This is a genomic window from Natronobeatus ordinarius, from assembly GCF_024362485.1.
GTDB lineage: Archaea > Halobacteriota > Halobacteria > Halobacteriales > Natrialbaceae > Natronobeatus > Natronobeatus ordinarius.
In genome coordinates, this window is the sequence record NZ_CP101456.1 from 181923 (window position 1) to 194649 (window position 12727).

General features: G+C 65.2%; 9 protein-coding genes and 1 rRNA gene. 3 read left to right on the forward strand and 7 right to left on the reverse strand.

The window, feature by feature from the left end; all coding sequences use genetic code 11:
- Positions 1–104: 104 nt before the first annotated feature.
- A 16S ribosomal RNA gene (locus tag NMQ09_RS00980) occupies positions 105–1577 on the reverse strand.
- Between the two features lie 841 nt (positions 1578–2418).
- Here NMQ09_RS00980 and NMQ09_RS00985 point away from each other — a divergent pair.
- The 3 genes from NMQ09_RS00985 (at position 2419) to NMQ09_RS00995 (ending at position 4371) form a co-directional block, all read left to right on the forward strand.
- Positions 2419–3282 (forward strand): hypothetical protein, encoded by an 864-nt coding sequence (locus NMQ09_RS00985; protein ID WP_255192592.1) that lies wholly within the window; start codon positions 2419–2421, stop codon positions 3280–3282.
- 421 nt (positions 3283–3703) lie between these two features.
- The gene (locus NMQ09_RS00990) at positions 3704–4081 is read left to right on the forward strand and encodes a winged helix-turn-helix domain-containing protein (RefSeq protein ID WP_255192593.1); all 378 of its coding nucleotides are present in this window, start codon (positions 3704–3706) and stop codon (positions 4079–4081) included.
- Positions 4078–4371, forward strand: coding sequence for a DUF7521 family protein (locus NMQ09_RS00995; protein ID WP_255192594.1), 294 nt, complete (start codon positions 4078–4080; stop codon positions 4369–4371). Before NMQ09_RS00990 ends, NMQ09_RS00995 begins: the two co-directional genes overlap by 4 nt.
- Before the next feature lie 272 nt (positions 4372–4643).
- Here the strand turns inward: NMQ09_RS00995 and lpdA are convergent, their stop codons facing one another.
- The 6 genes from lpdA to NMQ09_RS01025 all read right to left on the reverse strand — a co-directional run bounded on the left by lpdA (position 4644) and on the right by NMQ09_RS01025 (position 12664).
- Positions 4644–6092 (reverse strand): dihydrolipoyl dehydrogenase, encoded by a 1449-nt coding sequence (gene lpdA / locus NMQ09_RS01000; protein ID WP_255192595.1) that lies wholly within the window; start codon positions 6090–6092, stop codon positions 4644–4646.
- Positions 6092–7636: a dihydrolipoamide acetyltransferase family protein gene (locus NMQ09_RS01005; RefSeq protein ID WP_255192596.1), complete on the reverse strand. Its 1545-nt coding sequence runs from the start codon at positions 7634–7636 to the stop codon at positions 6092–6094. Before NMQ09_RS01005 ends, lpdA begins: the two co-directional genes overlap by 1 nt.
- A gap of 2 nt (positions 7637–7638) precedes the next feature.
- Positions 7639–8625, reverse strand: coding sequence for an alpha-ketoacid dehydrogenase subunit beta (locus NMQ09_RS01010; RefSeq protein WP_255192597.1), 987 nt, complete (start codon positions 8623–8625; stop codon positions 7639–7641).
- A gap of 1 nt (position 8626) precedes the next feature.
- Entirely contained in the window at positions 8627–9736 is a 1110-nt protein-coding gene (gene pdhA, locus NMQ09_RS01015; protein ID WP_255192598.1) for a pyruvate dehydrogenase (acetyl-transferring) E1 component subunit alpha, read from the reverse strand.
- A gap of 224 nt (positions 9737–9960) precedes the next feature.
- On the reverse strand, positions 9961–10218 hold the full coding sequence (locus NMQ09_RS01020) for a bacteriophage holin (RefSeq protein ID WP_255192599.1): 258 nt from the start codon (positions 10216–10218) through the stop codon (positions 9961–9963).
- A gap of 103 nt (positions 10219–10321) precedes the next feature.
- The gene (locus NMQ09_RS01025) at positions 10322–12664 is read right to left on the reverse strand and encodes a DEAD/DEAH box helicase (RefSeq protein WP_255192600.1); all 2343 of its coding nucleotides are present in this window, start codon (positions 12662–12664) and stop codon (positions 10322–10324) included.
- Positions 12665–12727 lie beyond the last annotated feature (63 nt).

Sequence of the window (12727 nt, forward strand, 5' to 3'; positions counted from 1 at the left end):
ACACGGTGTTAGCCTTGGTAGTTCAAAGGTGCCCGATCGGCCAGATCGGCGGTCGGTCGGACGCGGACGTGGTGGGCCACCCTCGTCGGGGTGGTCCCGGTCTGTGGAGGTGATCCAGCCGCAGATTCCCCTACGGCTACCTTGTTACGACTTAAGCCCCCTTGCGAAGCCCAGATTCGACCTGGGAATCCAGGCCTCATCCGGACCTCACTCGGGTGCTTTGACGGGCGGTGTGTGCAAGGAGCAGGGACGTATTCACCGCGCCTTGCTGAGGCGCGATTACTACCGAATCCAGCTTCATGTGGGCGAGTTTCAGCCCACAATCCGAACTACGACCGAGTTTCGGAGATTAGCGCCCCCTTTCGGGGTGGCATCCCACTGTCTCGGCCATTGTAGCCCGCGTGTCGCCCAGCACATTCGGGGCATACTGACCTACCGTTGCCCGTTCCTTCCTCCAGTTTGGCACTGGCAGTCTCCCTAATGTACCCATCCGACTCACGTCGATGCTGGCAATTAAGGATGCGGGTCTCGCTCGTTGCCTGACTTAACAGGACGCCTCACGGTACGAGCTGACGGCGGCCATGCACCTCCTCTCAGTAGCTCCACTAAGCTCGTCACACTGAGCTTCACAGCATACTGTCGGTGCTGGTGAGATGTCCGGCGTTGAGTCCAATTAAACCGCAGGCTCCTCCGGTTGTAGTGCTCCCCCGCCAATTCCTTTAAGTTTCATCCTTGCGGACGTACTTCCCAGGCGGTCTGCTTCACGGCTTCCCTACGGCACAGCACAGGCTCGTAGCCTGTGCCACACCTAGCAGACATCGTTTACGGCTAGGACTACCCGGGTATCTAATCCGGTTCGTGACCCTAGCTTTCGTCCCTCACCGTCGGATCCGTCCTTCCAGAGCGCTTTCGCCACCGGTGGTCCGTCCAGGATTACAGGATTTCACTCCTACCCCAGACGTACCCTCTGGATCTTCCGGTCCCAAGCCAGGCAGTTTCCACCGGACGCCCGCGCGTTAGGCGCGCGGATTTCCCGACGGACTTACTTGGCCGGCTACGGACGCTTTAGGCCCAATAATAGCGGTCATCACTCGGGCTGCCGGTATTACCGCGGCGGCTGGCACCGGTCTTGCCCAGCCCTTATTCGCCGACCACCTTACGGTCGGAAAAAGCGAGGACTGTATGCCCTCGCACTTGGAGTCCCCTTATCGCACTGTCGTGCAGTGTAAAGGTTTCGCGCCTGCTGCGCCCCGTAGGGCCCGGTATCTTGTCTCAGATACCGTCTCCGGGCTCTTGCTCTCACAACCCGTACCGATTATCGGCACGGTGGGCCGTTACCCCACCGTCTACCTAATCGGCCGCAGCCACATCCTGTCGCGCCGTAGCGTTTCGAGCTCGAGCCAGTTCCAGGCATCGAGCCGTATGCGGAATTAGCCTCAGTTTCCCGAGGTTATGCCGCTCGACAGGGTAGTTTGGCCACGTGTTACTGAGCTATTCGCCACGAATCTAAGTTCGTACGACTAGCATGGCTAAATCGAACTCCAATAGCAATGACCTCCGGCAGGATCAACCGGAATGCTATTCCCTCCAGATGGAGGGAGGTGTTGGCGGTGAATATCGTAATACTCACACGTTATGTTGGGTCCGCGTTCGACGACGACCGAATCGATCGACCGATTGGGCGTCACCGAACTACCAAGGCTAACATCAGATCCCATCTGTACGGAAGACCGCAGGGGTGGAATCCTCATTTCCTCCGGACGTGTTTGTATGCCCCGAGAGGTACTTAACCCCTTCGGGATCGTCCGGGATTGGTGGAGCGAGTTGAACGCCCCACCGATCACGCGTTCTTTGCGTTTTCATCCAAGTGCCCTCGTACACTTAAGGGCATCGGATCGGAGACGTGCCGGAAACGGCATCCGGCTCGTCCACCGCACAATATAGGGTACGCGCCGTTTGTATATAAGGGCGTCGTATCCATCACGCCGGAAACCGGCGACAGTGACGGTCGATCCGAGCACACCTGACGGACCGATCCGACAGGTGGTATCGAGGTGGATGATGTACCTGCCTCCGTGCCAGGGATGGCCGGAGGGGACGTGGCGGCGTGCGCCACGTCGTTCGCATTAGTATCGAGGAGCAGGTCCGTATATAAGGCCGTCGAACGAGATCCACATCGGAACCCGATACCATGTGACGGTTTTCCACCAGTCACTCACGTGAGTGACAGTACTTAACGGAAGTCGACCGAAGCGAGTGAAACAGTGCTCGAGGACGTCGCCGCGAAAGCGCCGTTCGTCGAGCCGAACGAACCGAACAGGTGGTGACGGCGGCTCCGGAGATCGCTGCACACAGCCTGGTTTCGGACGGCCGTCGCCGGTTGGTACTATAAGTAGCTCCGCCGGGTGCTAGCGGAGCGTGACGTCGAACACGGTGGACGAACTGGGTCGAGCCGTACTCGAGGCGATCGCCGAGGGACGAGTCACGGCCGACGAACTCGTGGATCGGTTCGAAGCGACTCGGTCGGCGATCGACGAGCGACTCACACAGCTGGCCAGCAACGGGCTGGTTCGTACGGTAACCGACAGGGAGTACGAGCTAACTGAAAACGGGCGGCGAATGCTCACCGCCACGCCAGCCGGGGCAGCCGACGACCGAATCGACACGCCGGCGCACGTGGAGCGAGCGCTCGAGAACGAGATGCTCCGTCCGGACGAGGCAGCGGCCGTTCGGAGTGCGTTCTCGTTCCTCCGGTACTGGGGCGAGGCGACGACTGCCGAGCTCGTCGACGGCGTCTACAGCGCGGTGCCCGCAGGCTACGAGACGGCCGATCGATGGTGGGAAGCGTGCGTACGCGACCAACTCGAGCGACTCCCCGACGTGGCGGTCACAGCGGAGGGGTCGATCGGCGAGACGTGGCGGTACGAGGGATCGGCGGTGGTCGAGACGTTTGCGGATCAGGATGGGCGGGCGGTGCGCGATCCGGATTCCACGGCGCCGTCGATCGGGAGCGTTCGCCACGCGCTCGAGAGCCGAGAGCTTCGAGCGGAGGAACGAGCGGCCGCCCGAGCCGCGTTCGTCGTTCTCTTTGGTCGCGGTGCGGTGACGGCCGACGAGCTCGTCGAACGCGTGTACGACGATCATCCGGCGGGGTACGAGTCGCCCGAGGCGTGGGTGGAGTGGTTATCCGAACTCCTCGAGACAGTTCCGGACGTCGACGGGGAGGCAGAAGTCGAAGATGGGGTGAGCTGGGTCTACGACCCGTGGGTCGCAGTCGAGTAGCGGGACGCAGTGCGTGACGTCATCACGACCCGGATCGCGTTCGCTCCCCGTAGCCTCAGCGAGTGCGTCGCGGGCTCTGCCTGGCGAACGTCCAGTCGGCGGAACTTGAACGACGATCAGTACGCTCGAGCGCTCCGTGGGACGCGGTATGGCTCGAGTGAGCCGTGGGACACGCGGTATGAATAGTATCGCGCGGGCGGAGGCCGATCGGTCATCCCGTCCGTCGTGGACGTGGTCGGATCGGATGAGACCCGCGCACGTCCACGTCGGGCGCGTACGCGTATGAACGAATCGCATCAGCGCCGACTGTGTCATTTCCCCCGCGCCCGGGCACGCACGAGCGACCACGAGAACGGGGCCGGTCCGAAGTCGGCCGACCCACCGATGATCATAAATCAGACGCGTGAGAAGAGGTCTACGAATGGTCCGGGACCCGATCGATTCGGAGTCGGCGCTGTCGGCCGCGGAGATCTGTGCCGCGCTCGACGATCCCGACTGTCGAGAGATCATCCGGAATCTCGACGAGCCACTGACGGCGGCCGAAATCACGTCACGATGTGACATCCCCCAATCGACGCTGTACCGGAAGCTCGAGTTGCTGACCGACGCGACGCTGCTGGAGGAGTCGACCGAGATCAGAAAGGACGGCCACCACGCGAGCCGGTACTCGATAGCCTTCGAAGAGATCACGCTCTTTCTCGAGGAGGACCGGTCGGTCGGAGTCTCGATCGAACGCCCGACGCGGACGGCCGACGAACGGCTGGCCGAGTTGTGGTCGGAGGTGAGAAAGGAAACATGAGTCCACACGATACAGGAATGGAGATTACGATCGCCCTCGCGATCGTGAAGACGCTGGCACTGCTCGTCGGTGGGGCGATCACGTACTTCGCGTTCAAGGCGTACCGACGGACCCGCCACCAGGCGCTCGGGCTCCTGACGGCCGGGTTCGCGATCATTACGTTGGGACTGGTACTCGCCGGGCTGTTTCACGAGCTACTCAACGTGTCGCTGGCGGTCGGCGTCCTGATCGAGAGTCTGCTGGTGCTCGTCGGCTTTCTCATCATCGCCTACTCGCTGTACGTACAGTGACGCCACGGGTGTGTCGTCTTCGGCCACGCGTCCGTCGCTGTCGATCCAATCCGTTCCCGGCTCACGGGAACGAGTGTGAACCGTTCGTACACACGTTCGACGAACCGGGACCGGAGCTGTACTCCTGTCTTCCCCACGAACGGCGCGGGATGAAGGGAGCAGTCGGCGTCGTCTGAGACCGGCGGTCGCTCCGGTACGGAGGTTCAGCCGACGGCACGAGGCATCAGCACCCGGCGATTCGTCGGTCGACTCGAGCGCAAAAGAACGAACGGCTACCGGTTGAGCGTGTGAATCGCGTGCCCGAGCGCGTTTTCCGCGGCTTCCATCACCGACTCCGCCAGCGTCGGGTGGGCGTGCACCGTCGCCGCGACGTCCTCGAGGGTCGCTCCAAGCTCGATCGCCAGTCCGAGTTCGGCGATCAGCTCGGAGGCTTCGGGCCCGACGATCTGAGCACCCAGCACGAACCCGGCCTCTTCCTCGGCGACGATTTTGACGAAGCCGTCGGCGTGGCCCGTCGTCAGCGCCCGGCCGCTCGCCATGAACGGGAACTTTCCGACGACCGGCTCGAAGCCCTGTTCTTCCGCTTCGGCCTCGGTCAGCCCAACGGTGCCGATCTCGGGTTCGGTGAACACGGCGGCGGGCATCGCCTGGTAGTCGATCGCCGACGGCTCCCCGGCGATCACTTCCGCGGCGACCTGCCCCTCGTAGCTGCCCGCGTGGGCGAGCATCGGCTCGCCCGCGACGTCGCCGACGGCGAAGATGTGCTCGACGTTCGTCCGCCCGCGGTCGTCCGTCTCCAAAAATCCGCGATCGTCGGTCTCGACGCCCGCCGCCTCGAGGTCGAGCGTGTCCGAGACGGGGGCACGGCCCACCGCGACCAGCACCTTCTCGGCGTCGAGTTCGAGCCCGCCGCCGTCGGCTTCGGCCTCGGCCTCGGCCTCCGCGGGCTCGGTGACGACCCGGATGCCGTCGCCGTGCTCGTGCCACTCGCTCGCGGTTTGACCGAAGTGGAAGTCGACGCCCAGCTCCTTCGCGCGCTTCTTCACGGGCCGTTTGAGGTCGGCTTCGTAGCCCGGCAGGATATCCTCGAGCATCTCGATCACCGTCACCTCGGTGCCGAGCTTGGCGAAGACGCCCGCCAGCTCCATCCCGATGTAGCCCGCGCCGACGACCACCAGCGACTCCGGGATCGACTCGAGCGCCAGCGCCTCTCGCGAGCTGAGTACGGGGTCGTCCTCGTAAGAGAAGTTGGGGATCTCGATCGGCCGCGAACCCGTCGCGACGATCGCGTGTTCGAACTCGATCGACTCGCTTCCCTGGCCCTCCCCACCGTGGGAGACCCGGACGGTGTGCTCGTCCGCGAAGTGTGCCGTTCCCTCGAGCAGGTTGACGCCGTTTGCCTTGCACAGCTTCTCGACGCCGCTCGTGAGCTGGGTCACGACGTCGTCCTTCCAGCCGACCATTCCTGCCATGTCGACCGCGGGGTCGGCGTGGATGCCCATCTCCTCGGCGTGGCCAGCTTCGTGGGCGACGTTCGTCGCCGTGATCAGCGCCTTCGAGGGGATGCAGCCGTGGTTCAGGCAGGTCCCGCCGTAGGCCTCCTTCTCGACGAGCGTCACGTCGAGATCGAGCTGTCCGGCGCGGATCGCGGCTACGTAGCCCGCGGGTCCGGCGCCGATCACCAGTACGTCCGTTCCAGTCGAGATGTCTCCGACGACCATTATTCTAGTAACAGCAGTTCGGGGTGTTCGAGGTACTCCATCACCTTGTTCGTGAAGCTCGCGCCCTCCGCCCCGTCGATCAGTCGGTGGTCGAACGACAGCGACAGCGTCATCACCGACCGCGGTTCGATCGACTCGGTCCCGTCCTCGTCGGTGACGACGCGGGGCTTGCGTTTGATCTCGCCGACCGCCAGAATGCCCGCCTCGGGGTAGTTGAGCACCGGCGTGGCGTACTCGCCGCCGATGCCACCGATGTTCGTGATCGTGAACGTCGAGCCCCGCAGTTCGTCGGGGGAGATGGTGCGCTCTCGAGCCTTCGTCACCAGCTCGTCGGTCTCCGAGGAGAGCTGGAGCATGCCCTTCCGGTCGGCGTCTTCGACGACGGGCACCATCAACCCGGCGTCGGTCGCCGCCGCCACGCCCAGGTTGTAGTAGTTCCGGTAGACGATCTCCTCGTTCTCGTCGTCGATCATCGCGTTCATCTCCGGGAACTCCTTCAGCGACGCCACCACCGCCTTCATGATGAACGGCATGTACGTCAGCCGGATACCCTGCTCCTCGGCGAGCGGCTTGAGCTGCTCGCGCGTCTCGACGAGCTTCGTCACGTCCACCTCGTCGTGGTGGGTGACGTGTGGCGCGGTGTACTTCGAGCGCTCCATCGCCTCCGCGATCGTCCGCCGGACGCCCTTGAACGGCTCGCGTCGCTCGCGCGGCCCGGTCTCGCCGGTCGCAACCGTAGCGACGTCCGCTTCCTGGGCCCGACGCTGGGCCTCGGCGTACTCCTGGACCGCCTCGGGCGTGACGAACGCCTCGCCGTCGCGCTCCTCGTCGGTCGGCACCTCGTCGATGTCGACGCCTTCCTCCTGGGCGAGCCGACGCGTGGCGGGTGCCGCCAGCGTCCGGTCTCGGTCAGCCGGTTCGACGCCCGCAGGGACGGCCGTTCCGGCGGTAGTCCCCTCAGCCTCGGCGACCGCATCCGCTGGTTCCGCCTCCGGCTCTACATCGGTCGCGGCGTCGGCCTCACCGGTCGCAGGTTCGGCGCCCGCAGCCGCTTCCTGGCCCTCTGCGGCGGCGCGCACGTCACCCTCGGTGATTCGGCCGCCGGGACCGCTTCCCTCGAGCTGGGCGAGGTCGACGCCCTCCTCGCGGGCCAGCCGTCGCACCCGCGGCGGGGCGAAGACGCGGCCCTCGGGCGTGGCGACCTCCTCGGCGTCAGCCCCGGTCGCGCCCGGGCTGCCTTCCGTCTCGGCCGCCTCGTCCCCGGTGGGTTCCGCGTCGGCCGCAGCCGCTTCGTCGGGCGCCTCACCCTCGACGTCGTACGTGATGAACAGGTCTCCCACGGGGACGACGTCGCCTTCCTCCCAGTGAAGTTCTCGAACCGTCCCGTTCACCGGCGAGGGAACCTCGACGAGCGCCTTGTCCGTCTCGACTTCGGCGATCGGCTGGTCCTCTGTAACCTCGTCGCCTTCCTCGACCAGCCAGGAGACGAGTTCACCCTCGGCGACCCCTTCGCCGACGTCGGGTAGTTTGAACTCTCGGACCATGACTAGAACTCCATCGCCTCCCTGATTCCCTCGGTGATGCGCGCCGGTTCGGGCAGGTAGTAGTCCTCGAGCGCGTACAGCGGGAACGGCGTGTCGAAGCCGGTGATGCGCTTGATCGGTGCCTCCTGATAGAGCAGACACTCCTCCTGGATCGTCGCCGTGATCTCCGCGCCGAGGCCGGCCGTTTTGGGCGCCTCGTGGACGATGGCGCCGCGACCGGTCTTCGTGAACGACTCGACGATGGTGTCGGTGTCGATCGGCGACAGCGTGCGCACGTCGACGACCTCGACGTCGATCTCGCCCGCGAGTTCCTCGGCCGCCTCGAGCGTCGGCCGCGTCATCGCGCCCCAGGTGAAGACGGAGATGTCCGCGCCCTCACGGCGGACGGCGGCCTTGCCGATCGGCACCTCGTAGGAGTCGTTCGGTACCTCCTCGCGGAACGCCCGGTAGATCAGTTTCGGTTCCAGAAAGAGCACGGGGTCGGGATCGCGGATCGCGCTCGTCAGCAGCCCCTTGGTGTCGTAGGGCGTCGAGGGGACGACGACCTTGAGCCCGGGCTGGTGGACGAACATCGCTTCGGTGGATTCGGAGTGGTGTTCGGGCGCGCGGATGCCGCCGCCGTAGGGGGCCCGGATCACCATCGGACAGGTGTATCGGCCGCGCGATCGCGTGCGCAGTCGCGCGACGTGACTGACGATCTGGTCGAACGCGGGGTAGATGAAGCCCAAAAACTGGATCTCGGGTACGGGTTTCAGGCCGTAGGCGGCCATCCCGACCGCCGTGCCGACGATGCCCGACTCGGCCAGCGGCGTGTCGATTACGCGATCCTCGCCGAACTCCTCGTAGAGCCCTTCGGTGGCGCGGAAGACGCCGCCGTTCTTCCCGACGTCCTCACCCATCACTAAGACGTCTTCGTCGCGTTCCATCTCCGCGTGCAGTCCATCCCGGACCGCCTGTACCAGCGTGAGGTTTTCCGATTCTGCAGCCATGTTACTCCTCCAAGAGCGCGTCGTCGCCGTGTCGTTCGCGAACCGTTTCGAACCACTCGAGCTGTTCTTCGAGCCGTCTGGGCATCCCCTCGTAGACGTGTGCGAAGATTTCTTCGGGATCGGGGCGCTCGACGTTCTCGGCGGCGTCGATCGCCTCGGCGACCCGATCTTCGACACGCGAGCCGACCGCGTCGACGCGTTCGTCGTCGAGCATTCCCTCGTTGCGGAGGAACGTCTCCAGACGCGGAATGGGGTCTTTCGCCTTCCAGCGTTCGACCTCCTCGTCGTCCCGGTAGACCGAGGGGTCGTCCGCCGTGGTGTGGGCGCCGAAGCGGTACTGGACGGCTTCGATGAGCGTCGGCCGGAGTTCGTCCTCGTCGGGGTTTTTCGCCTTCTCGACGGCGTCACGGGTGACCTGGTAGACCGCTAGTGGGTCCATCCCGTCGACCTGCACGCCCTCGAAGCCGTAGGCGGTCGCCTTCTGGGCCAGCGTCTCGCTCGCCGTCTGGCGCTCGCGCGGCACGGAGATCGCCCACTGGTTGTTGTTACAGAAGAAGACCGCCGGCACGTCGAAGACGCCGGCGAAGTTCAGCCCCTCGTGGAAGTCGCCCTCGCTCGTGGCGCCGTCGCCGAAGTAACAGAGGAACGCCTTCTCTTCGTCGCGGAGTTTCGACGCCCACGCCCCGCCGGTCGCGTGGAGAATCTGCGTCGCGATCGGCACCGCGACGGTGAAGACGTTGACGTCCTCGGGAATCGCGTTCCCCTGCTCGTGTCCCATCCAGTAGAGCAAGGTTCGCTCGAGGGACATTCCCCGAACCAGGGCAGCCCCGTGCTCGCGGTAGCTCGGATACATCCAGTCTTCGTCGTCGAGCGCGAGCGCGCTGGCGATCTGGGCGCCTTCCTGGCCCGACAGCGGCGGATACGTCCCCATCCGACCCTGGCGCTGGAGACTCACCGCCCGCTGATCGAAGTGTCTGGCCAGCCGCATCTGTTCGTACATCTCGACCAGCGCGTCCTCTGTGAGGTCCGGTACCTCGGCTCCCTCGAGGACGTGCCCGGCATCGTCGAGTACCTGTACTCGCTTCCCGGGGTCGTACTGTAGCGTGCTCACGGGTAAGGCCACCTTCGCATACGCTATCGTCTATCGCTCGCGTTATAGGAGTTTCGTAAATAGCTTACTATGGTCGCTATTCTTGCGAAAGCGTACCAAATCGATGGAGTCTGTCGGGATATGAGTGGTCGTTTGACCAAATTTTTCCCTGGCTAGCGGAAATGTACATACGTGGTGAACGATGGCGATAGATAGAGTGGACGAACGAACAGTCCGACGCGTGCTCACCGCCTGAAGGCGTTGTACAGCCAGCCGAGCAGGTAGCCGCCGACGAAGCCGTCGAGGAGACCCCAGGTGACGCCGATCGCCGTGTGCTCCTCGTATCCCAGGTAGAGGTCGGCGAGCAACTCTCGCCACCCCTCACCCCAGCCGAATCGTGACGTGACACCCAGGAACCCGACGGCGACGGCCCACGTGAGTCCAGCGGCGAGGCCCAGTGCGAGCGGATCGACCGTCTCACGGTCTCGAGTCGTTCGGCGCATCGGCCGGAGGTACGATCCGAAGTGCCGTATAGATGACTGCCCAGTTACACGGTTCGAGAGATCGGCGGTTCCTCGAGAAGCGTCCCCGCCACCGAGGGCTCGATCACTCGACCGTGACGACGCGCGTCTCCTCGAGCGGCACCAGCGGTTCGTTCGGGAACGCGACGCTCACGGTGAACGCGAGTTCGTTTTCGTCGGCCCCGAAGACGCCGACGGGAACCGTTTCTGACTCGCGGAGGTACGTGCTCGTGGCCGTCATCTCGACGTCGTTCACCGTGACGCGAATGCCGGCCTGGGCGGGTTCGCCGACGTTCCTGATCGTGACTTCGTGGACGTCGCTCTCGCCACTCGCCACCGAGTCGGGGAACGCGCCCCACTCGAGTTCCACGGCCGGGAGCGACTGCGCCCCCTCGGAGACCTGTTCGGCGACGCCCTCTGAGAGCCCCGCGTCGATCAGGCCGGAGACGCCGGCCTCGAGGACGTCTCCAGGGGTCGTCAACCCCTCTTTCGCCAGCTTGCTCGCCCGCCCCGCCGCGACGCCGTCGATGGCCGTGAGCCCGACGGCGTCGTCGGCGACGCCGTTTTCGATCCGCGCCTCGAGTCGCCTGGCGAGGTTGGCGTCGTGGGGCGAGGAAAAGCGCTCGAGGAAGGCCCGCAACGCCGACAGCAGTCGGAGGGCGTTCTGGCGGATCACCCAGGCGTCGCTCCGGAGGTCGGCCGGGGTGGTCCCGCTCGCGGCGCCCCGAAGGATGGCCAGCACTTTCCGTTCGCCGGCGTCGAGATCGCCCGTCTCCTGACCCACGAGCACGGCGTTGATCGCGTCGCGTTCTGCCTGGCGCGCGGAGACGGAGTCGAACTCCACGGCCGTTGCCACCGCCTCGAGGACGTCCCCCTCCTCGAGATCCTCGCGCTCACAGCACCGGGCGAAGCCGGCGGCCGTCTCGAGGCGCAGGTAGTACTTCGACGTGAGGACGCCGAGCGGCGTCGCCTCGATCGAGAGGCCGTCCATCTCGACGAACCCCTCCTCGACCAGCCGCTCGAGGCAGTCTCTGACCTTCCCGCGCAGGTTGGGAAAGTCGTACGCCTCGGGCCTGGACTGGCCGCGCACGTAGTAAAAGGTCGTCTCGAGCCAGTCCATCACGTCCTCGAGGTCGGTGATCGTCCCCATCGCGATCTCGGCGTTGAGGTGGGTGTCGAGGCTCTCGGCGAGCCGGGACTCGATCTCCTTGCCATCCCGGAGCAGCCGACGGTACCTGTCGGCGTCGCGGGTGTCACAGACGACCCAGCCGTAGCCGACGTCGTCGTAGCCCGGCCGCCCCGCCCGTCCGAGCATCTGGAGGACGTCGAGCGGGCTCATGTCGACCTCGCCCTCGAGCGGGTCGTGGTACTTCGTGTCCCGGATCACGACGCAACGGGCGGGCAGGTTGACCCCCCACGCGAGCGTCGAGGTGGAAAAGAGCAACTCGATCTTGCCCTGCTTGAACCACTCCTCGACGTGGTCCTTGTCGTTCTTCGAGAGCCCCGCGTGGTGGAAGGCAACCCCGTCGAGGACGGAGTTTCGAAGCGTCTCGTTCTCGAGGGCGTCTTTGGTCTCGGTGTGGAAGTCGTAGTCCCCACGTGGGCCGATCCGCAGGTCGCGCTCGGCGAGTTCGTCCCGGGCCTTCTTCGCCGCCTGGACGGTGTCCTGGCGGGAGGCAACGAACACGAGCGCCTGGCCGTCCTCGCGCAGGTGGGGCTCGGCGAGGTCGAGCGCCCGGTAGAGCCGACGGTACTTATCGGCGAAGGAGTTCTCGCCGTGGGTGTACGTCTTCACGCCCGCGTTGAGGTCGACGGGGCGGTACTCGTCGCCGAACTCGAGCGTCGTTTCCGCACTCGCGTCGAGCCACGCCGCCACGTCGTCGACGTTGGGCATCGTCGCCGAGAGCGCGACGATTCGGGGGTCACAAAGCCGACGCAGCCGGGAGATGGCGACCTCGAGCACCGAGCCCCGTCGGTCGGCGTCGAGTAAGTGCACCTCGTCGATGACGCAGACGTCGACGTCGGTGACGAAGTCGTAGCGTCGGGAGTCGTGTTTTCGCGTGGCTGAGTCGAGCTTCTCGGGCGTCATCACGAGGATGTCGGCGTGTCGGGCCCGGCGCGGGTTGAGGTCTCGCTCGCCCGTGACGACGTACACCGAGTACCCCAGCGCCTCGAAGCGGTCCCAGTCGGCTTCTTTCTCGTTGGTCAGCGCTCGCAACGGGGCGATAAAGAGTGCCGTCCCGTCATCGGCGAGCGCCTTACAGATCGCCAGTTCCGCCAGCGCCGTCTTTCCCGAGGCCGTCGGTGCGCTGGCGACGACGTTCTCTTCGCGCTCGAGCAAGGCGGGAACCGCCTCCCGTTGCATCCGGTTGAACGACTCGAACGCGAACGCGTCGGCAAAGTCGGGCAGAACCTCGGCGACCTCCATCATTCAGAGACGCGTAGTGGCGGGTCAAAGGCGTTTCCTTCCACTGACTCTGGTTCCCCCGAT

Bases quoted from the DNA above. Each gene is read 5' to 3' on its own strand.
- NMQ09_RS00990 (WP_255192593.1), top strand. From the start codon at position 3,704: ATGGTCCGGGACCCGATCGATTCGGAGTCGGCGCTGTCGGCCGCGGAG.
- NMQ09_RS00995 (WP_255192594.1), top strand. From the start codon at position 4,078: ATGAGTCCACACGATACAGGAATGGAGATTACGATCGCCCTCGCGATC.
- lpdA (WP_255192595.1), bottom strand. From the start codon at position 6,092: ATGGTCGTCGGAGACATCTCGACTGGAACGGACGTACTGGTGATCGGC.
- NMQ09_RS01005 (WP_255192596.1), bottom strand. From the start codon at position 7,636: ATGGTCCGAGAGTTCAAACTACCCGACGTCGGCGAAGGGGTCGCCGAG.
- NMQ09_RS01010 (WP_255192597.1), bottom strand. From the start codon at position 8,625: ATGGCTGCAGAATCGGAAAACCTCACGCTGGTACAGGCGGTCCGGGAT.
- NMQ09_RS01020 (WP_255192599.1), bottom strand. From the start codon at position 10,218: ATGCGCCGAACGACTCGAGACCGTGAGACGGTCGATCCGCTCGCACTG.
- NMQ09_RS01025 (WP_255192600.1), bottom strand. From the start codon at position 12,664: ATGGAGGTCGCCGAGGTTCTGCCCGACTTTGCCGACGCGTTCGCGTTC.